21 protein-coding genes are annotated in these 19,018 nt (G+C 43.7%); 14 read left to right on the top strand and 7 right to left on the bottom strand.

The features are described 5' to 3' along the window. Positions 1 to 189 precede the first annotated feature (189 nt). Positions 190 to 1,662 carry an aminotransferase class I/II-fold pyridoxal phosphate-dependent enzyme gene (locus tag LRR81_RS06880; RefSeq protein WP_231788532.1) on the bottom strand — a complete coding sequence of 491 codons (1,473 nt, stop codon included), beginning with the start codon at positions 1,660 to 1,662 and terminating at the stop codon, positions 190 to 192. A 224-nt stretch (positions 1,663 to 1,886) separates the two neighbouring features. Between LRR81_RS06880 and LRR81_RS06875 the strand changes: the two genes are divergently transcribed. Both LRR81_RS06875 and LRR81_RS06870 read left to right on the top strand, forming a co-directional pair. Beyond that, complete coding sequence (locus tag LRR81_RS06875) at positions 1,887 to 2,864, top strand: NAD(P)H-dependent flavin oxidoreductase (RefSeq protein WP_231788531.1); 978 nt, start codon at positions 1,887 to 1,889, stop codon at positions 2,862 to 2,864. Beyond that, on the top strand, positions 2,861 to 3,133 hold the full coding sequence (locus tag LRR81_RS06870; protein ID WP_231788530.1) for a UPF0223 family protein: 273 nt from the start codon (positions 2,861 to 2,863) through the stop codon (positions 3,131 to 3,133). The genes LRR81_RS06875 and LRR81_RS06870 overlap by 4 nt, the downstream gene beginning before the upstream one ends. 60 nt (positions 3,134 to 3,193) lie before the next feature. Here LRR81_RS06870 and LRR81_RS06865 read toward each other — a convergent pair whose 3' ends face one another. Beyond that, on the bottom strand, positions 3,194 to 3,838 hold the full coding sequence (locus tag LRR81_RS06865; protein WP_231788529.1) for a YktB family protein: 645 nt from the start codon (positions 3,836 to 3,838) through the stop codon (positions 3,194 to 3,196). 420 nt (positions 3,839 to 4,258) lie between these two features. Between LRR81_RS06865 and LRR81_RS06860 the strand changes: the two genes are divergently transcribed. The 4 genes from LRR81_RS06860 (at position 4,259) to LRR81_RS06845 (ending at position 6,413) form a co-directional block, all read left to right on the top strand. Then, positions 4,259 to 4,447 (top strand): hypothetical protein, encoded by a 189-nt coding sequence (locus tag LRR81_RS06860; RefSeq protein WP_231788528.1) that lies wholly within the window; start codon positions 4,259 to 4,261, stop codon positions 4,445 to 4,447. A gap of 171 nt (positions 4,448 to 4,618) precedes the next feature. Next, a complete protein-coding gene (locus LRR81_RS06855) occupies positions 4,619 to 5,410 on the top strand; it encodes an inositol monophosphatase family protein (protein ID WP_231788527.1) in 792 nt (263 codons plus the stop codon). Beyond that, positions 5,376 to 5,873: a GNAT family N-acetyltransferase gene (locus tag LRR81_RS06850; protein ID WP_231788526.1), complete on the top strand. Its 498-nt coding sequence runs from the start codon at positions 5,376 to 5,378 to the stop codon at positions 5,871 to 5,873. The genes LRR81_RS06855 and LRR81_RS06850 overlap by 35 nt, the downstream gene beginning before the upstream one ends. Positions 5,874 to 5,966: 93 nt before the next feature. After that, a complete protein-coding gene (locus tag LRR81_RS06845) occupies positions 5,967 to 6,413 on the top strand; it encodes a DUF4064 domain-containing protein (protein ID WP_231788525.1) in 447 nt (148 codons plus the stop codon). A 37-nt stretch (positions 6,414 to 6,450) separates the two neighbouring features. Here the strand turns inward: LRR81_RS06845 and LRR81_RS06840 are convergent, their stop codons facing one another. Next, positions 6,451 to 6,636 (bottom strand): DUF5325 family protein, encoded by a 186-nt coding sequence (locus LRR81_RS06840; RefSeq protein WP_231788524.1) that lies wholly within the window; start codon positions 6,634 to 6,636, stop codon positions 6,451 to 6,453. Between the two features lie 119 nt (positions 6,637 to 6,755). Between LRR81_RS06840 and typA the strand changes: the two genes are divergently transcribed. From typA to LRR81_RS06825, 3 genes are all read left to right on the top strand, one after another. Then, positions 6,756 to 8,591 carry a translational GTPase TypA gene (gene typA / locus LRR81_RS06835; protein WP_231788523.1) on the top strand — a complete coding sequence of 612 codons (1,836 nt, stop codon included), beginning with the start codon at positions 6,756 to 6,758 and terminating at the stop codon, positions 8,589 to 8,591. Between the two features lie 225 nt (positions 8,592 to 8,816). Then, positions 8,817 to 9,077, top strand: coding sequence for a YlaH-like family protein (locus LRR81_RS06830; protein WP_408631591.1), 261 nt, complete (start codon positions 8,817 to 8,819; stop codon positions 9,075 to 9,077). Continuing rightward, complete coding sequence (locus LRR81_RS06825) at positions 9,074 to 9,358, top strand: hypothetical protein (protein WP_231788522.1); 285 nt, start codon at positions 9,074 to 9,076, stop codon at positions 9,356 to 9,358. Before LRR81_RS06830 ends, LRR81_RS06825 begins: the two co-directional genes overlap by 4 nt. 21 nt (positions 9,359 to 9,379) lie before the next feature. Here LRR81_RS06825 and LRR81_RS06820 read toward each other — a convergent pair whose 3' ends face one another. Both LRR81_RS06820 and LRR81_RS06815 read right to left on the bottom strand, forming a co-directional pair. Continuing rightward, a complete protein-coding gene (locus LRR81_RS06820; protein ID WP_231788521.1) occupies positions 9,380 to 9,802 on the bottom strand; it encodes a hypothetical protein in 423 nt (140 codons plus the stop codon). Continuing rightward, positions 9,796 to 9,996, bottom strand: coding sequence for a YlaI family protein (locus LRR81_RS06815; protein ID WP_231788520.1), 201 nt, complete (start codon positions 9,994 to 9,996; stop codon positions 9,796 to 9,798). The genes LRR81_RS06820 and LRR81_RS06815 overlap by 7 nt, the downstream gene beginning before the upstream one ends. Positions 9,997 to 10,160: 164 nt before the next feature. Between LRR81_RS06815 and LRR81_RS06810 the strand changes: the two genes are divergently transcribed. After that, positions 10,161 to 10,616: a pyridoxamine 5'-phosphate oxidase family protein gene (locus LRR81_RS06810; RefSeq protein WP_231788519.1), complete on the top strand. Its 456-nt coding sequence runs from the start codon at positions 10,161 to 10,163 to the stop codon at positions 10,614 to 10,616. A gap of 79 nt (positions 10,617 to 10,695) precedes the next feature. Here the strand turns inward: LRR81_RS06810 and LRR81_RS06805 are convergent, their stop codons facing one another. Continuing rightward, complete coding sequence (locus LRR81_RS06805) at positions 10,696 to 11,304, bottom strand: YhcN/YlaJ family sporulation lipoprotein (protein WP_231788518.1); 609 nt, start codon at positions 11,302 to 11,304, stop codon at positions 10,696 to 10,698. Between the two features lie 174 nt (positions 11,305 to 11,478). On the opposite strand from LRR81_RS06805, the gene LRR81_RS06800 reads away from it, so the two are divergent. Further along, positions 11,479 to 12,810 carry a PhoH family protein gene (locus LRR81_RS06800; protein WP_231788643.1) on the top strand — a complete coding sequence of 444 codons (1,332 nt, stop codon included), beginning with the start codon at positions 11,479 to 11,481 and terminating at the stop codon, positions 12,808 to 12,810. Between the two features lie 120 nt (positions 12,811 to 12,930). Here the strand turns inward: LRR81_RS06800 and LRR81_RS06795 are convergent, their stop codons facing one another. Beyond that, positions 12,931 to 13,428, bottom strand: a complete 498-nt coding sequence (locus LRR81_RS06795) for a molybdopterin-binding protein (RefSeq protein ID WP_231788517.1) — start codon at positions 13,426 to 13,428, stop codon at positions 12,931 to 12,933. A gap of 232 nt (positions 13,429 to 13,660) precedes the next feature. On the opposite strand from LRR81_RS06795, the gene LRR81_RS06790 reads away from it, so the two are divergent. From LRR81_RS06790 to pyc, 3 genes are all read left to right on the top strand, one after another. Next, positions 13,661 to 13,942, top strand: coding sequence for a YlaN family protein (locus tag LRR81_RS06790; RefSeq protein ID WP_231788516.1), 282 nt, complete (start codon positions 13,661 to 13,663; stop codon positions 13,940 to 13,942). A 314-nt stretch (positions 13,943 to 14,256) separates the two neighbouring features. Next, positions 14,257 to 15,471, top strand: coding sequence for an FtsW/RodA/SpoVE family cell cycle protein (locus LRR81_RS06785; RefSeq protein ID WP_231788515.1), 1,215 nt, complete (start codon positions 14,257 to 14,259; stop codon positions 15,469 to 15,471). A 70-nt stretch (positions 15,472 to 15,541) separates the two neighbouring features. Then, complete coding sequence (gene pyc, locus LRR81_RS06780; protein ID WP_231788514.1) at positions 15,542 to 18,982, top strand: pyruvate carboxylase; 3,441 nt, start codon at positions 15,542 to 15,544, stop codon at positions 18,980 to 18,982. Positions 18,983 to 19,018: the final 36 nt, after the last annotated feature.

The raw sequence follows: 19,018 nt of genomic DNA, 5'->3' as shown, positions 1-19,018 counted from the left end.
CATGCTTTTTCGTTATTTTTTCCTTGAGCGCTTGTCGGGGCTGAACGAGCGGCTTCCGCTTTTCTTTGTCCAGCTCCAGCCGCTAGCCCCTCGAGTCGCTTCGCAAAAATCCAAAAAGTCAAACCCGGACTTTCTGGATTTTTACTCCAGCGCTTGTCGGGGCTGAACGAGCGGCTTCCGCTTTTCTATTTATCTTATCGCTTTATGTTCTTTAATCACTCTCAAGTATCGAAGTGTAGGGTCTTCAGGGCCTTGTACCGGGAGGCCTGCTTCGAGATTTTTTCCTACGTATTCAAGGTTTTCGTCAGTGATGATTTCTCCTGGGATGAATATTGGGATTCCAGGGGGGTAGACCATGATGAATTCGGCAATTATGCGTCCTGCTGATTCGTCAAATGGGACGATTTCTGTGTCTGCGTAAAAAGCATCTCTCGGTGTTAAGGCGAGCACTGGAATGTCAGGCAGCAGCACAGTTTGGACAGAGGATTCTCTGCCGGAATGCTTGTACTGATCGGAAATTTTCTGCAGCGACTGAACGAGTTTGCCTGTTTCATTTTCTGTATCCCCAGGAGTGATGATGCACAGAATGTTGTATAAATCAGAGAGCTCTACTTCAATATGAGCGTTATCTCTGAGCCATTTTTCTACTGCATATCCGGTTAATCCTAATTCTTTAACAGAGATAATGAGCTTTGTCGGATCATAGCTGAATGCTGCTTCAGAGCCGACGATCTCTTCTCCTATGCAATGGAGGTGGTCAATCTCGTTTATTTGCCTTCTAGTGTCGTTCGCAAGCTGTATCGTTTGTTCGATCAGCTGCCTGCCTTCAACGGCAAGCCTTCTTCTCGCCGTATCAAGAGAGGCAAGCAATAGGTAAGAGGTTGATGTCGTCGTTAGCATGCTTAAAATGGACTGAACCCGGTCGGCTGATACGAGACCTTCCCGGACATTTAAAATTGAGCTCTGAGTAAGGGAGCCCCCAAGCTTATGCACGCTTGTAGCTGCCATGTCTGCACCGGCCTGCATAGCTGACATTGGCAGATCCTCATGAAAATGGATGTGAACTCCGTGTGCTTCATCCACGAGAACCGGCACATGAAAGGAATGAGCAATTTCAACGATTTTTTCCAAATCTGCCGAAACACCGAAATATGTCGGGTTAATCACAAGTACTCCTTTTGCATCAGGGTGCTGCTCAAGGGCTCTTTGGACAGAATCTGTTGTGATGCCATGGGAAATTCCAAGGTTTTTATCAATTTCCGGATGAATAAAAACAGGTGTTGCCCCTGAGAACACTACAGCTGACATGACGGATTTATGAACATTTCTCGGCACGATGATTTTGTCCCCAGGTCCGCATACAGCCATAACCATCGTCATGATTGCTCCGCTTGTCCCTTGTACAGAGAAAAATGTATAGTCAGCGCCAAATGCTTCTGCTGCAAGCTCCTGTGCGTCTTTAATGATTCCTTTTGGCGAGTGAAGATCATCGAGAGGGCCAATATTGATCAGGTCCATCTTCAGAGCGTTTTCTCCGATGAATTCTTTGAATTCATGGTCCATACCCGCTCCCTTTTTATGTCCTGGAATATGAAATTGAATAGGTTCTTTTTCTATATGCTTCAGTAAGCCTGTAAACAATGGAGTTTGATGCTGAGACAATTTAGGAGCCACCTTCTTTTATATAAATTGCGCCACATTTGCGCAGTCCGTTCCATGCAAAACAAAGTGAATTATAACACTTACTTAAGGGTTTGAAAAGATAGCAATACAGCAAAGGAATCCGGAGCACTTGCAAAGAAATGATAAAAGATGACATATTGAGCGGGCATTCGTTAAAATTAGCATTTGAAAGGCAATAGCTTGCAAAAAAAGGGGCTGACTATATGAAATGGAAAACTCGGGTCACAGAACTTTTGCAGATTCAATATCCAATTATTCAAGGAGGGCTTGCGTATCTTGCCTATGCGGATCTTGCAGCTGCTGTTTCAAATGCGGGAGGACTGGGGCAGATTACAGCTATGTCTCTTGATAATCCCGAAGTGCTGAAAAAGGAAATCCGCCGGTTAAAAACTTTGACGGATAAGCCTTTTGGTGTTAATTTTGCAATTGGCCAGCACGGGCGCCCGTATGAAGATATGCTCCAGGCAGCCGTAGATGAAAAAGTTCCGGTGATTTCCATGACTGGCGGAAACCCGGCTCAAATTCTGGATTACTTAAAAGGAACCGATGTTAAGAAGCTTGTTCTTACCGCAGCTGTCCGGCAGGCAGTGAAAGCAGAAGAGCTCGGAGCAGATGCCGTAATGGTGGTCGGGCAGGAAGGGGGAGGACATCTTGGCAGAAATGATACAGGCACATTTGTCCTTGTTCCTCAGACTGCAGATGCCGTCAGCATTCCTGTTATTGCATCAGGCGGAATTGCCGACGGCAGAGGGCTGATGGCGGCACTCTCGCTTGGCGCAGAGGGTATTGAAATGGGAACCAGATTTATCGCAGTGAAAGAATGTGTCCATGCCCACGCTGCCTATAAGGAAGCACTTCTGAAAAGTACGGAAAATGATACCGCTGTGATCAAGAGGAGCATAGGAGCTCCTGCAAGGGCGCTTTCAGGGAGCTTTACAGATAAAATCCTCCAGCTGGAAAAAGAAAGCGCTGGCTATGATGGGCTAAAGGATTATATCAGCGGGGAAGCTAATAAAAAGTACATTTATGAAGGAAAAGCAGAAGAGGGCTTCGGCTGGGGAGGTCAGGCTGCAGGTATGATAAAAGATATTCCATCAGCAAAGGAACTGATCGAAAGGATCGCTGCTGAAGCTGATGCGGTCAGAGAGCGATGGGGGACTTGGAAAGAGGTGACAAAATGAGCTATCAATATCCTATATCTGCAGATTGGAAAACAGATGAAATAATCGATGTCGTCCGCTTTTTTGAATGCATTGAAAAAGCATACGAGGGCGGAGTCGAAAAAGGCGATCTGATGAATGCCTATAAGCGCTTTAAACAGGTAGTGCCTGGGAAGGCAGAGGAAAAAAAGGTCTGCGGCGAGTTTGAAGAAGCAAGCGGATATTCTTCGTACCATACTGTAAAAAAGGCAAAAGAAAGCGTTGAAGGTGAAAAAGTTAAAATGCAATAAAGTCTCTTCATAAGAAAAAGGATGCCATTCCATGCATCCTTTTTCGTTTCTGCTAAATGACTATTTGCTTTCAGTGCCGGATTTTTGGGCAAGTTTGTACAGCGGTATGAGCTTGCCGAAGGTTTCGGAAATTACCTGAAGCATTTCCTCTCCCGACATATTCACAGCTTCTTCCCTTGCCAATTGGACGCCGCAAAGAATTTCCGCTTTTTTTATTTCTTCAAGCCTTGAAAACATTCGGTCAAAATCAGCCTTTTTCAGACTGCTTTGTGCTTTAGCTGCAGGTTTTGTATGATCTTCAGACCATACAAAGGAATCAGGGATGACTTTGATCAATTTTCTGCCGCTTTTTTTCAGCTGCTTGCCAAAAGCTTCTTTAACAGGCGCTTCATAAATTACCGCAAACCAGATAAAAACATGAGTTTCCCAAAGGCCGATTTGAAAATGCGGCAGCATCTTATACCCTCGTTTGCTTGGCGCAAATGCAACCCACGTATCATCAGGCGGATTGACTGAACGTCTGGCGTGCTTTGCCACATGAGCGAAGATTTCTTCCCCTGTTTGATTGGAAAGCTCTGCGGCAAAATGATTCCCTAGTGCTTCAAGCTTTGGGCGCACTTTAGAAATAATCGCCTCCATGCGCGGATCTAATCCCTCTATTTGAAATACGCTAAAGTCTTCTGCTGTAAATCCATCAAATGCCATGATTGTCCTCCATTGCTTTATCCCTCTGCTCCGCGGCGGCAGCCCTTAGGCCGAAGAGATGAATCAAAAATTGATATACCGAGATTATTTTAGCATACCCATTCATCCGTTCAAAAGAGAATGCACGTTTCACCCGTTCTAACCCGTGGTAAATAGATTACTATAAGAGAACTTTTAAGATAGGCTTTGTTAAAGAAGAACGTTGATTTTTGAATACCTGTTGATTGAAGTGGAAAGCGGACGCCTGAAACGGAAATCAACAGCCAACTGTAACAGAGACTATAGGTAAAAACACAATTTTCTCAGTGCTGTTCCAGCTGTTTTGATTTGACATAATATATAGAAAATCATATAACAATTGCTGGTCCATTGAACGGTGTCTGAACGCTAACTTATTATTTGCTGAAAGGGGCGGTAAATATGAAACAAGTGATCAAATCAGGTCAGCCGAGAGAAGTTGTCAATCGCATTGGTGTCATAAAAATGGAATTGGATTATGAGCTGTCCACTTTATTTGAAGCAATGCAGGAAGATAATGAAGAAAAGAAAACTGAGTGCAAGCGAAGATTGGAAAGACTCCGAAAAGAGTGGATAAAACTTCAGGCATAGCCAAATGCTAGTTGAGGTTAAACGAACCGTTATCCTGGTTCGTTTTTATCTGTGCAAGGACGGATTGCGATACTTGTTTATATTTGCCTGTTCAGATATCCTGATTACAGAAAGAGATATACTGCATGCGGCAATTGCCCCTTATACTTACATAAAGCGAGGTCCTTTAAAATGGCAAACTGGAAAGAGATTGATAAAAAAGCAAAGGAATGGATAGAGGAAGCTGGCGAGAGAATTCGGGAGTCCTTCAGCACGAAGCTTTCTATTCAGACTAAATCCAATCCGAACGACCTTGTGACGAATATGGACAAGGATACCGAACAGTTTTTCATCAAAAAAATTAAGGAAACATATCCTGAACATAGAATTTTGGGTGAAGAGGGATTTGGACATAAGGTTGAATCGACTGAAGGGATCATCTGGATCATTGATCCGATCGACGGGACAATGAATTTTGTTCACCAGCAGCGGAACTTTGCGATCTCTATCGGCATTTATGAAGAAGGAATCGGAAAGATCGGTCTTATTTATGATGTTGTACATAATGAACTGTATCATGCCATAAAAGGAGAAGGCGCGTACATGAATGAAATCCGCCTTCCAAAGCTCGAAAAAGTATCTGTCAAAGAAGCCATTATTGCGATTAATGCTACTTGGCTTGTAGAAAACAGAGGCATCGATTATAAAAAATTAACCCCGCTCGTGCACGATTCCCGCGGAATCAGATCGTATGGCACAGCAGCAATTGAACTGGCTTATGTTGCATGCGGAAGGCTAGACGCATACATCACAATGCGTCTAGCACCTTGGGATTTTGCCGCAGGACTTGTACTCTTGGAAGAAGTGGGAGGCACTGCGACAACAATAAAAGGGGATAAAATTAATATTATAGAGAAAAACAGCTTCCTGATCGCAAAGGAAGGGCTTCATGAAGAAATACTTGCCGGTTATCTGCAGAAATAGCATGCCGGAAATCGCGCCATTTAAATTAAATGAAGAAAACCTGCCTTTTTTTCGCTTCCTGATCTCCGAAAGTCCGGAATGGCAAAAGGAGGAGACAGAGGAGGAAGGGCTGCAGGATTATATGAGATCTTATCAAATGATCGGCGGAGAATGGCTAGTGTGGAAAGAGGCAGATGCTCCTATAGGGATAAGTTATCATGCAGAATGGGTTCCTTCTAATGAAAAAGCATGGCTTGGAACATTGCTGCTTCATCCAGATTGCCGGAACCGCGGATATGGTAAAAAAATAATTCAGGCTATTGCCGTGAATTTGAAGCAAGCAGGGCATAAAGTTCTTTTTGCAGCGTGTCCGGAAGAACAGGATAACTGGACTCAGTTTCTATGCCATTGCGGCTTCGAACAGCTTAAAAGAGAAATAGCTCAGAGCGGGAAATACTTCCTGATCTTGATTCTTCCTCTTTAGCATTCTGATACCATATGTAAAAAAATGTAGGATTAGTTATGGCAGTCTGTTACTATTACATCATAAACACGTATGTATACAGGAGGACTGTACATGAAACGGACACTGGAAATTGTTTTTTCTATTATAGGAGCAGTACTATTTGCCTTAACTTCATTTCTTGGGTTTTTCTTCCTTGCAATTAAGAATATTCCTGACCTTGAAGCTGGCCTGAATCAGGCATTGGCTGAAGATCCGGAACTCGCAGCAAGCGGGCTCAATTATGAAATGGTGCAGGGAATGCTGCAAACCGGAGCGGTTGTCATTTTGACTTTCAGCATCATTGGCCTTGCTGCAGGTATTATTGCAGCCATCTTATTAAAAGGTAATAAAAAGCCAAAAACAGCCGGCATTATTCTGATTGCAGCAGCTGTCATTTGCGGAGGAGGAACATTCCTTGCTGGCGGCTTTGCAAGCATCTGCTACTTAATCGCAGGAATAGCTGCGCTGGCAAGAAAGCCAAAGGCAACAGAATGGCAGGAAGAAAAGCAGGTTCTATAAAAAAGAAGGTGTCCTTTATTGGACACCTTCTTGTGTTTTATAATCTGCCCTCACGGCGCATTCTTCCTTTTAGCGCAAATCCAGCGCCCATTACAATCACGAGACCAATAATGGCACCGAGAATTCCCCAAATGTTCTGCATGCCGATCGATACGGCAATCAGCATCATAAATATAACGGCAAGTATTGCCAAAACTACAAAAATCCACTTTCCAAGCTTCAAATTCTCCATCCCCCTGCTGTAATAAAACCTATATGTGAACAGTTTATCTAAATTCCTTCGGCTTTTCCAGCTTGTGTGATATAATATCGAAGGTATTTGAAAATATAGGAGATGAAAATGTGAAATTAAGAAATGATCTTCGGAATATAGCGATTATTGCCCACGTTGACCATGGGAAAACAACGCTTGTAGATAAACTATTGCATCAGGCCGGCACGTTCCGTGCAAATGAGCTTGTTGCAGAGCGCGCAATGGATTCAAATGATCTTGAGCGTGAGCGGGGAATAACCATCCTGGCGAAAAATACAGCAATTCAATATAAAGATACACGCATCAATATTCTTGATACTCCAGGACATGCTGACTTTGGCGGAGAAGTGGAGCGCATCATGAAAATGGTTGATGGAGTGCTTTTAGTTGTTGATGCTTATGAAGGCTGCATGCCGCAAACTCGTTTCGTATTGAAGAAAGCATTGGAGCAGAAACTGACTCCGATTGTTATTGTAAACAAAATCGACAAAGATTCAGCCCGTCCTGCAGAGGTAGTGGATGAAGTCGTTGATTTATTCATTGAACTTGACGCAACAGAAGACCAGCTTGATTTCCCGGTTATTTATGCATCAGCTGTAAATGGTACAGCAAGCATGGATGCTTCCAGGCAGGATGAAAATATGGAATGTGTATATGAGGCCATCATTGAAAACATTCCAGCGCCAGTTGACAACAGCGAAGAGCCCCTTCAATTCCAGGTAGCTCTGCTTGATTACAACGATTATGTCGGTCGTATTGGGATTGGACGCGTGTTCCGCGGAACAATGAATGTAGGCCAGCAGGTAGCCCTGATGAAGCTCGATGGGTCTGTGAAAAACTTCCGCGTAACGAAAATCTTAGGATTCCAAGGATTGAAGCGGGTTGAAATCGAACAGGCAAAAGCTGGAGATTTAGTTGCTGTTTCAGGCATGGAGGACATTAACGTGGGTGAGACGGTTTGCCCAGTAGAGCACCAGGAAGCCCTTCCTGTTCTTCGGATTGACGAGCCGACGCTTCAAATGACATTCCTTGTAAACAACAGCCCGTTTGCAGGAAGAGAAGGCAAATTTGTCACATCACGCAAAATTGAAGAGCGTCTAATGCAGCAGCTCCAGACAGATGTCAGCCTTCGTGTTGAAAATACGGAGTCACCTGATGCATGGGTTGTCTCTGGCCGCGGTGAGCTTCATCTTTCAATCTTAATTGAAAACATGCGCCGTGAGGGATATGAGCTTCAAGTATCAAAGCCTGAAGTAATCGTCCGTGAAATTGACGGTGTGAAATGCGAGCCTGTAGAACGGGTGCAGATTGATGTGCCTGAAGAATATACTGGTTCTGTGATGGAGTCTGTCGGAGCAAGAAAAGGTGAAATGCTCGACATGATCAATAACGGAAACGGCCAGGTAAGACTTATTTTCACTGTTCCTTCAAGAGGACTGATTGGGTACTCTACTGAGTTCCTTTCCCTGACAAGAGGATACGGTATCATCAACCACACTTATGACAGCTATCAGCCGATGCAGACCGGCCAAGTCGGCGGCCGCCGCCAGGGTGTACTTGTTTCCATGGAAAAAGGGAAAGCAACTTCTTATGGAATCATGGGCATCGAGGACAGAGGAGTTGTGTTTGTAGAGCCAGGTGTTGAAATTTATGAAGGAATGGTTGTTGGCGAGCATAACCGTGACAATGATCTGGTTGTTAATATTTGCCGTATGAAACAGCAGACAAACGTCCGCTCTGCTACAAAAGACCAGACAAGTACGATCAAAAAGCCGCGTATTCTTTCACTGGAAGAATCACTCGAATACCTTGGCGATGATGAATACTGTGAAGTAACTCCTGAATCAATCAGGCTGAGAAAGAAAATTCTCGATAAAAACGAACGTGAAAAAGCTGCGAAAAAGAAAAAACTATCTGGAATTTAATGCTTAGAAGCAAGGCTGCCGGTACCCAAAAGGGTTCGGCAGCCTTTTTTGCGAACAAAAAATGCGGCACGTTCAGCAACTGGTTCTTGCTTTTTTATGCAGAAAAAAGGAAATAGAAGGTATTGGGCGAAATAGTTATTACGAAGACGACTAGGGGTGGAACATATGGGGGATGAAGCGGTAAAAGAACATATGTGGCCGATTGCACAGGCCATTTTTACTGAAATGGATCCCAATACAGGAGCAAAGGTATTATTCGCCATCATATTTGTGCTCTGTGTATTGGTCTATAAGCTTGGTTTTGCAAAAAAACTGCCTCTTTTAAAGGCAGCTGTTGTATACGCCGTGCTTTTTTTCGGCTGCAGCGTGTTAACTTTTTTAGGATATTTTCTGCCGATTGCAGAAGGTCTTTCCATTACCGCTCTGATCCTTGCTGTCTATAAAGTCAGGCTGCATCAGGCCAAAAAAGGCAGGAATGCCGCATGAAAAGTCTGCAGGATGCTGTGTACAACTGGCTGACAATCGAAATAGTGGCCAAAGCACGGCCGGAAGATAAATCAGCACAGGAAACAGCTGATTTATTTCAGGCTGTTCTGAAGGAGGAGTTTCAGGCGGATTCAATAAAATACCGGAAAGAAGGCAGCATGTATACTTTTTCCTGCATGCGCGGTGATGAGCCTTATACTGTCTCATTTCCATCTGAAATGATTGAAATGCTGGCAAATCAAATCAGTGCCGAGCCTTCAAGATATAAAAATTATGAATAAAGCGAAAAAAAAACAACCGCTTCATGAAGCGGTTGTTTTTTTAAAAAGCAAATTGTACATGGCAAACATGGCAGCTCCAAACAGCAGATGCCCTGCAGCCCAGTATAGGATTGCAGTCCCGTCCGTTATTGCCGGCACCTCTTTTTTTGCCGCTATGGAGAGCGGGAAATAAAGCAGACCGGCAAATGCGGAAAGGGCGGCGGTAAAAAAAAGCCGGCGGGAAAACAGATGAACAAGAAGGCTGTACATTGCTCCAATTCCTGCGCCAGTACCTAAGTGAATAATAAATTCAACCCATTCCGGCAAAGGAAAGGGATAAAGAAAGTCCACATTCAATAGAAGGGTATACACTTTTACGGATGCCAGGACTTCTGCAGCTTTTAGAAAAATCCCTAAAAGCACTGCTCCTGTCAGTCCTGATAATACCCCTCTTGCTATTACCATTGATCTTCCGTTTTTTTATCCCTGTACAATCGAAAATTCCCAGTAGTTAATCTTGCTTGTGTTTTGTCATTGATCCGATCATAGCACCCTGTACAGAGGTACGTATGGATTGGCCTGTTCCTAAGCCGCTTCGCGATCAGTGTTTCATCGTGAATGTTCTCAATTTTGTCGCATAAAACGCATTTTACTCTCATTACAGCACCTCTTCTATTCATTGCAGCAGGCTTGTCTGTTTCACTGCCTGCACCTGCAGATAATTTATTGGCGAAAAGAAACCGCCAAAGATCATGAAAGATAGTTGGAACATCCCTTTAAAACGGTTATGATAGAATTATACTACGCAGGCGGAGGTATTGGAATGGCGAACAAAGTGGAAACAAAGCTTATCGAACCATTATTCCAAGCTTTTCAGAAAGAACGCTTCGTAACGGTCTCGACAATTGATCACGAAACAGGAGCTCCGCATGTGGCAGCTATTTCCTGGGTGTACGCCCCTGATGCGAGCAGGCTTTATGCAGCACTTGATTCACGTTCAAGAATTGTGGAAAACATAAAAAAGCATCCAGCAGCTGCAGTCAGCGTGCTGGCTAATGAATCGAGCTATTGTATTATCGGCAATACATATGTTAAATTGGAGCGCTTGGAGGAAGTCCCATTAAAACTGTCTCTAATAGAGCTTTCCATTTCTGAAGTTAGAGACGTTATGTTTTACGGCTCAAGAATTTCTGTTGAACCCCAATATGAAAAAACCTATGACGAAAAAGCGGCTTCAAGGCTTGATCAGCAGGTTTTTGCAGCTATGAAAAAAGCTTAGTCACTGATGACTAAGCCTCTTTCCGTTTCTTCCTTTTTCATCAAAGGGGGGTGATGCCGTACATATAGAACATAGTGAATTACCGTTTTAATTCTTGGTTGGACTGTTTTTCCTGCTGCTTGTCCAGATCTTTTTGCTCTTTTGCAGGGAGCTGGTCTTTATCAGACTGGGTCGGCTGCTGATCGGGATTATCAAGTGTGTCAGATGGGACGTCAGGGACAACTCTGCCGGCAATCGCAGCCAATTCATCAAGAATTCCAATAACAGGCCTGCCTTTTTGAATTTGCTTGCCTATTTCCTTTAGGCGGTCTGTTGTATCCGGATCTGCGATCACGGCTGCATTGGCTCCGTAAGGGTCATTTTTGAGACTTTCGGCAACAGCGTATTTAATGGACTGAACCTTGCTTCTTTCTAGTTTGCCGTCCACATTGATACCGACAACAGCATATTTGCCAAGCACAACTGCAGAAGCATTTTTAACACCAGGAACATCTGACGCAAGGGATGACAGGCGTTCTGATGCAGCCTGGCCTGTTTGCTTGTCAGCGGGCTCCCGCACGGTATTTTTTACGGTAATGGGTTTATTCCTGCTTTCGCCGGATGACTCGCCAAGGCTTCTGTCATTATTTGTGCAGCCCGGCAGCAATAAGAGACCCGCTATCAAAAGAAACGATGGGAAACGAAACATGTCTACACTCCTTTAAGTAGCTGGCATTTAACTTTATTGTCTTATGAACCTTCTATCTTTATTCATGGGTTCATATATTTTAGCAACGCTACACTTCGTACAAGGGACATGGAATGGAGAAATTCATTCCTGAATCATAAAGCTCCGCCCATTACATTCACAGTAGGAGGCAGAATATTGAGTAAGATTTATGTCTTGGATACAAATGTGTTGCTGCAGGACCCGAATTCCATCTTTTCTTTTCAAGATAATGAAGTGGTGATTCCAGCTGTTGTTCTGGAAGAGGTGGATTCGAAAAAAAGGTACATGGACGAAGTCGGCCGGAATGCAAGGCAAGTGTCAAAGCTGATTGACAGCTTAAGGGAGCTGGGAAGCCTGCATGAAAAAATTCTTCTTGAAAATGGCGGACAGATTCGAATTGAACTAAACCACCGCTCTTTTCATGAATTACAGGATATATTTGTTGAGAAAACAAACGATAACAGGATTCTTGCAGTAGCGAAGAACCTTTCTATGGAAGAACTGCAGAAAGAAGATGGAAGGCCCGTTATTCTTGTGAGCAAAGACACGCTTGTCAGAGTTAAGGCTGACGCGCTTGGTCTTCAGGCAGAGGACTTTTTAAGCGACAGAGTGGTGGAGATAGATCATATTTATAAGGGGTTTTTGGACTTATACATAAACAGCGACAATTTAAACCGGTTTTACGAAAAGAATGAATTGCTGCTGTCGGAAATCACCAATCATCCTTTTTATCCAAATCAATTTATCGTTATGAAGGATGCCCTTGGCGGTTCAGCCTCTGCCATCGGCATTGTGGACAAGAGCGGTAAAAAGGTCAAAAGGCTCGTTTTTAACCAGGATCATGTATGGGGAATAAAGCCGAGGAATGTTCAGCAGACGATGGCGATGGAACTGCTGCTCAGGAATGACATCCCGCTCATTACGCTTGTAGGAAAGGCTGGGACTGGAAAGACACTTCTTGCCTTGGCAGCAGGTCTTTTCCAAACAGAGGACCTCGGCACATACAAAAAACTGCTGGTGGCAAGGCCGATTGTACCGGTCGGAAAGGATATCGGCTTTCTTCCGGGAGAAAAAGAAGAAAAGCTTAGGCCGTGGATGCAGCCCATTTATGATAATCTGGAATTTTTGTTTAATACAAAAAAGCCGGGTGAACTTGATGCTATTCTGGCTGGAATGGGATCCATTGAAGTAGAGGCGCTTACTTATATCCGCGGAAGAAGCATCCCTGATCAATTTATTATTATTGATGAGGCGCAAAACTTAACAAAGCATGAAGTGAAGACCATATTGACGAGGGTTGGGGACAGAAGCAAAATTGTGCTGATGGGTGACCCTGAACAAATTGATCATCCTTATCTTGACGAATACAACAATGGACTCACCTATGTAGTCGAAAAGTTTAAGGAGCAGCAGATTGCTGGTCATGTCAGGCTGGTAAAAGGAGAACGTTCAGGGCTTGCACAGCTGGCAGCTGATCTTTTGTAGATAGAGAATAAAAAGACCGGCCGTTTATATGACGGCCGGTCTTTCTTATATCGGAATTAATTGATTATTGTTTGCTTAAAAAAGCCGCCTGTCCAGGACCGGCGGCGCTTATTTCCCCCACTACAGAATGTGAATTTCATTCACTTGTGTAAGTGGCTGATCTTTGTTGCTTCCGTCGCCAAAATAAAGATGAACAGGACCATCCTTCTTAAGCGGCTTTCCATCCAGACTGAAAGCAAGAATAGCTGATTTTGCTTCTTCTAGTGTCAGGGTTGTCACCCCGTCCGGAGTTAAAAAAGCAGCGCTTGATGCACCTTCTAATGGTTCTGCGTTATCCAGGAACGGCTTCAAAGAAATTCCGAAGGTTCCATGAAGAATCTTTTCTTTCTCAAACTTCCGCTCTGTTTTTAATGTAGGAGGAAAAACGGCACCCTCCATGATTTCCCTGTCCCAATGAGAAGAAATATTTTTCTTATATTGTTCCAGCTGATCTTCTTCCTGCCTGCTTGATTCAAAGTAAGCGGTTAAATCAACTTTTCGATCGTCAAATATCCATACTCCCGGATCAAGGGTGATCTTATATTTTACCTTGCCGCTAATAAACAGAATATCGTTCACGCCATCACTCCCTATAAAAAACAGTATAATCCTTTTTAAAATCTTTGTCATGGGAGAGAAAATACAAATAAAGCAGACCATCTGCTGAAGATGTCGAACATTCATGCTGCAGCCCAGTTTTTGACTATTGAAACTGCCGCTTGAGCGGCATAATCTTCTTGCATTTTTATCCTAAAGCCTTTAATATTAATAGATAGATTAAAGGTAATCGCTCGGGAACGGAGGGATTCATTTGGCTTCTGAGATTGCGATCGATCATCGGGAAAAAGCCCACGCTCTGCTGAAAGCAGATGCTGAAAAGATCATGAAGTTAATAAAAGTACAGATGGACAACTTGACAATGCCTCAATGTCCTCTTTATGAAGAGGTTTTAGATACGCAAATGTTCGGCCTGTCCAGAGAAATTGATTTCGCCGTCCGCCTTGGCCTTATTGAAGAAAGCGAAGGCAAATTATTACTCGGCAGTCTGGAACAGGAATTATCAGCCCTTCATGAGGCTTTTACAAGGAAATAACGGAAACAACTCAAACTGTTGATGAAAATGGTTTGAGTTTTTTTATTTTAAGCGAAAAAACTCCCGAATTTCAAAATCCTGCATTGTGAATCAGAACTATCCTTGATAACATTTAAGAAGGCCTGCAGGCACTGCAGATAAAGCTGCTTCCATATTTAAAAAAAGGCTGACTGCCGTTGGATCAGAAAGCCTCTTTATCTGTTTTTGCTCTGTTCAGCCATCGGACAAGCTTTTTAGCGGCAGCTTTAAATGAAGGATTTTTTTCTTCAAAAATGAATAGTAAGATCGACAACGAAAAATAAGGAAGAGATGCGATGTTAAAAAAAATATTAAAATCCTATGATTATTCTCTGATTGCGGCAATTTTTCTTCTTTGCGGCATTGGAGTGGTCATGGTGTACAGTTCCAGTATGATAACGGCAGTGGAAAGATATGGGACAGACAGCGATTTCTTTTTCAGAAAGCAGCTGCTGACAGTTCTGGCTAGTACGGCAATATTTTTGGTTCTAGCGGCGTTTCCTTACAGGGCCTACTTAAACAGCAGATTTTTGAAAATTCTATTTTTTGGTTCATTTGCTGTGCTGCTTGCTTTATTTGTCGTCGGATCAGCCGCAGGAGGAGCCCAGAGCTGGTTTAAATTATTCGGCATGAAACTCCAGCCCGCAGAATTTGCGAAGCTGGCAGTGATCATTTATATGTCTGCTATTTTTGAAAAAAAGCAGCCTTATCTTCATCATTTTGGAAAAGCGGTTGTCCCGCCTCTGGCGTATGCAGCGGGGATCATCCTCTGTGTGATCATTCAGCCTGACCTTGGAACGGCCATTATCATTTCGCTTTTGGCTGTCTCCATTATTGTGTGTTCAGGCATCGGAAGAAAAAACATTATGAGAATTATTGTTCTTGGGGGGCTTTGCCTGCTCTTGGTTTCTCCTATTTTAATCTTTAAATCCGGCAGCATTTTCACCCCTGAGCGGATCTCGCGGTTTACCGGTTTTATGGAGCCTTTTAAAACGGAACAGGGTGACGGCTATCAGCTCGTTAATTCGCTTTACGCGATCGGTTCCGGAGGTGTAACTGGTCTTGGTCTCGGAAACAGTGTCCAAAAATACGGCTACTTGCCTGAATCCCATACAGATTTTATCATGGCTGTCGTTTCTGAAGAGCTCGGTGCTCCAGGTGTTCTTGCGATTTTGGCGCTGCTCACTTTCATTATTTTAAAAGGCTTTGCGGTCGCAAGAAAGTGCCAGGATCCTTTCGGTACTCTTATGGCCGTCGGCATTTCAAGCATGCTTGCCATTCAGGCATTAGTGAACCTTGGCGGCATGAGCGGATTGATTCCAATTACCGGCGTGACCTTGCCTTTTATCAGCTATGGCGGTTCTTCCATGCTGTTATTGATGATTGCGATGGGAATTCTTGTGAACATTTCCATGTTTGCCAATTTCAAACGAAAATACCCTGCTAAAGAGCCTGAAGCAAGCAATGTAAAAAACGTGCAATTTCCTAAACAAAAGCCACTGTCAAATTAGGCATACAATCTGCTATACTAATCATGAATGTGTCATACTAATTAACTTGACTTAGGGGAGGAACAAAACGTTGAAAAATATCCAAAAGGTTTTAGTTGCCAATAGGGGAGAAATTGCGATCCGGGTTTTCCGGGCGTGCACAGAGCTTAATATCCGTACAGTTGCCATTTATTCGAAAGAAGACTCAGGCAGCTACCATCGTTTTAAAGCCGACGAAGCTTATCTGGTCGGTGAAGGAAAAAAACCGATTGACGCCTACCTCGATATTGAAGGAATTATTGAGATTGCGAAAAACAATGAGGTAGATGCGATCCATCCCGGTTACGGATTTTTATCAGAAAACCTTCAATTCGCGAAAAGATGCGAAGAAGAGGGAATTCTTTTCATTGGCCCTGAAACAAGGCATTTGGATATGTTTGGAGACAAAGTAAAGGCCCGCAAGCAGGCTGAGCTTGCTGAAATTCCTGTTATTCCAGGAAGCAGCGGTCCAATTGACAGTTTCCAGGATGCAGAACGTTTTGGCTCTTTGCATGGCTACCCTTTCATCATTAAAGCGGCTCTTGGCGGCGGCGGAAGGGGCATGCGGATCGTTAAAGACGAAACCGAAGCAAAGGAATCGTATGACCGTGCGAAATCAGAAGCAAAGGCAGCCTTCGGAAGCGATCTTGTTTATGTGGAAAAGCTGATTGAAAACCCGAAGCACATTGAGGTGCAGATCATCGGCGATAAGCATGGGAATATTGTTCATTTGTACGAGAGAGACTGTTCTGTCCAGCGCCGCCATCAAAAAGTAGTTGAGGTAACCCCGAGCGTTTCTCTGAGTGATGAGCTTCGGTTGAAAATTTGCGAAGCAGCTGTCAAGCTTGCCGTGAATGTCCAATACGTCAATGCAGGCACAGTAGAATTTTTAGTTTCCGGAGAGGAATTTTACTTTATAGAAGTAAATCCAAGGGTTCAGGTTGAACATACGATAACTGAAATGATTACTGGTGTTGATATTGTGCAGACGCAGCTTAGAATTGCTGAAGGACAATCCATACATAGCAATGAAGTCGGCATTCCAAAGCAGGAGGAAATCAAAACCAATGGATTTGCTATCCAGTCAAGGGTGACGACAGAGGATCCTCTGAATCAATTTATGCCTGATACTGGCAGGATTATGGCTTACCGATCAGGCGGAGGCTTCGGCGTAAGGCTTGATGCAGGGAACGGATTCCAGGGTGCTGTCATCACACCTTACTATGATTCTCTGCTTGTTAAGGTTTCAACTTGGGCAATGACATTCGACCAGGCTGCATCAAAAATGGTTCGGAATTTAAAAGAATTCCGAATCAGGGGTCTGAAAACAAATATTCCTTTTCTTGAGAATGTCGTCAAGCATGATAAATTTCTTTCAGGTGAATATGACACCTCTTTTATTGATACAACACCTGAATTGTTTATTTTTCCAAAAGGAAAAGACCGCGGCACGAAAATGCTGACCTACATTGGGAATGTAACGATTAATGGATTTCCAGGCATTGAAAAAAAGCCAAAGCCTGATTTTGACATACCGGTGATTCCTAAATTAAGCCATCAGGAACCGCCTCAAAACGGTACAAAGCAAATTCTTGAACAGCGCGGAGCTAAAGGGCTGGCAGAATGGGTGAAAGAGCAGCAAAGCGCTCTGTTAACAGATACGACCTTCAGAGATGCTCATCAGTCTCTTCTTGCAACACGGGTGCGGACTAAGGATTTAAAACAGATTGCAGATGCTTCAGCTCGTCTTCAGCACAATCTTTTTTCCTTTGAGATGTGGGGCGGAGCGACATTTGATGTATCGTACAGATTTTTAAAGGAAGATCCTTGGGAACGGCTTATTTCACTTAGAAAAGAGATACCGAATGTTCTCTTTCAAATGCTGCTGAGGTCTTCAAACGCTGTCGGCTACAAAAATTATCCCGACAACGTCATTAAAGAGTTCGTCCAGCAGTCAGCCCAGACCGGAATTGATGTGTTCAGAATCTTTGACAGCCTGAACTGGGTGAAAGGCATGGAACTTGCCATTCAGGCAGTACGGGACTCAGGAAAAGTGGCGGAAGCAGCCATTTGCTATACGGGTGATATATTAGATCCAACAAGACGGAAGTATGATTTGAATTATTATCAGAATATGGCAAAAGATCTGGAAAAGGCAGGAGCTCATATACTCGGCATTAAAGACATGGCTGGACTGCTGAAGCCTCAGGCAGCCTATGAGCTCATCTCAGCGCTTAAGGATACGGTGGACCTTCCGATTCATCTTCACACACATGATACAAGCGGGAATGGAATTTTCATGTATGCCAAAGCAATAGAAGCAGGAGCGGACATTGTCGACACTGCGGTCGGTTCAATGGCTGGCCTTACATCTCAGCCTGGTGCGAACAGCCTGTACTATGCAATGAACGGAATGGAAAGACAGCCTGACATAGATGTGGACGCGTTCGAGCAGCTTTCTATGTACTGGGAAGATGTCAGGAAGTATTACCATGACTTTGAAAGCGGCATGGTAGCTCCGCATACAGAAGTTTATGAACATGAAATGCCAGGAGGACAATACAGCAACCTCCAGCAGCAGGCTAAAGCTGTCGGTCTTGAAAATCGATGGAACGAAGTAAAGAAAATGTACAGGCGGGTCAATGACATGTTTGGGGATATTGTAAAGGTAACACCTTCTTCCAAAGTGGTCGGAGACATGGCGCTCTTTATGGTGCAGAACAGCCTTTCTGAACAGGACATTTTAGAAAAAGGCGATGGAATGGATTTCCCGGATTCTGTTATAGAAATGTTTGAAGGCTATCTTGGCCAGCCTCATGGAGGATTTCCGGAAAGGCTGCAGCAGGTTATCTTAAAGGGCAGGGAAGCCATTACAGTTAGACCGGGTGAATTGCTGAAGCCAGCCGATTTCGGCGAAATCGAACAGGAGCTTTTCCAAGCTGTCGGCAGGCCTGTAACGGCTTTTGAAAAAATAACGTATTCCCTTTATCCGAAGGTGCTGCTTGATTACTTAAAAACGATGGAAGAATTCGGCGACATCTCTGTTCTTGATACACCGACATTCCTTTACGGAATGGTGCTTGGTGAAGAAATTGAAGTGGAGATCGAAAAAGGGAAAACGCTGTTTGTGAAGCTTGTTTCCGTTGGAGAGGCGCAGGCTGATGGAACAAGGGTCATCTATTTTGAGCTGAACGGACAGTCGCGTGAAATTGTCATTAAAGATGAAAGCATCAAATCAGCCGTCGCATCGAAACCAAAAGCGGATAAAACCAATCCATCCCACATTGGTGCTTCCATGCCGGGTACTGTTATCAGAGCGGCAGTCAAAAAAGGCGATAAAGTCAAAAAAGGCGATCACTTAATGATCACGGAAGCAATGAAAATGGAAACAACCGTGCAGGCGCCATTTGCTGGAACTGTAAAAGAAATACACGCCGCAGATGGAGAGCCGATCCAAACCGGCGATTTATTAATTGAAATAGAAAAAGAATAGGCTGAAAAGGAAGAGACCGGGTTACCCGGTCTCTTT

The sequence above is a fragment of the Metabacillus kandeliae genome (assembly GCF_021166585.1).
GTDB lineage: Bacteria > Bacillota > Bacilli > Bacillales > Bacillaceae > Metabacillus_B > Metabacillus_B kandeliae.
Note: the sequence above shows the minus strand (reverse complement) of the source record. Positions and strands in the feature narration are given on the sequence as shown.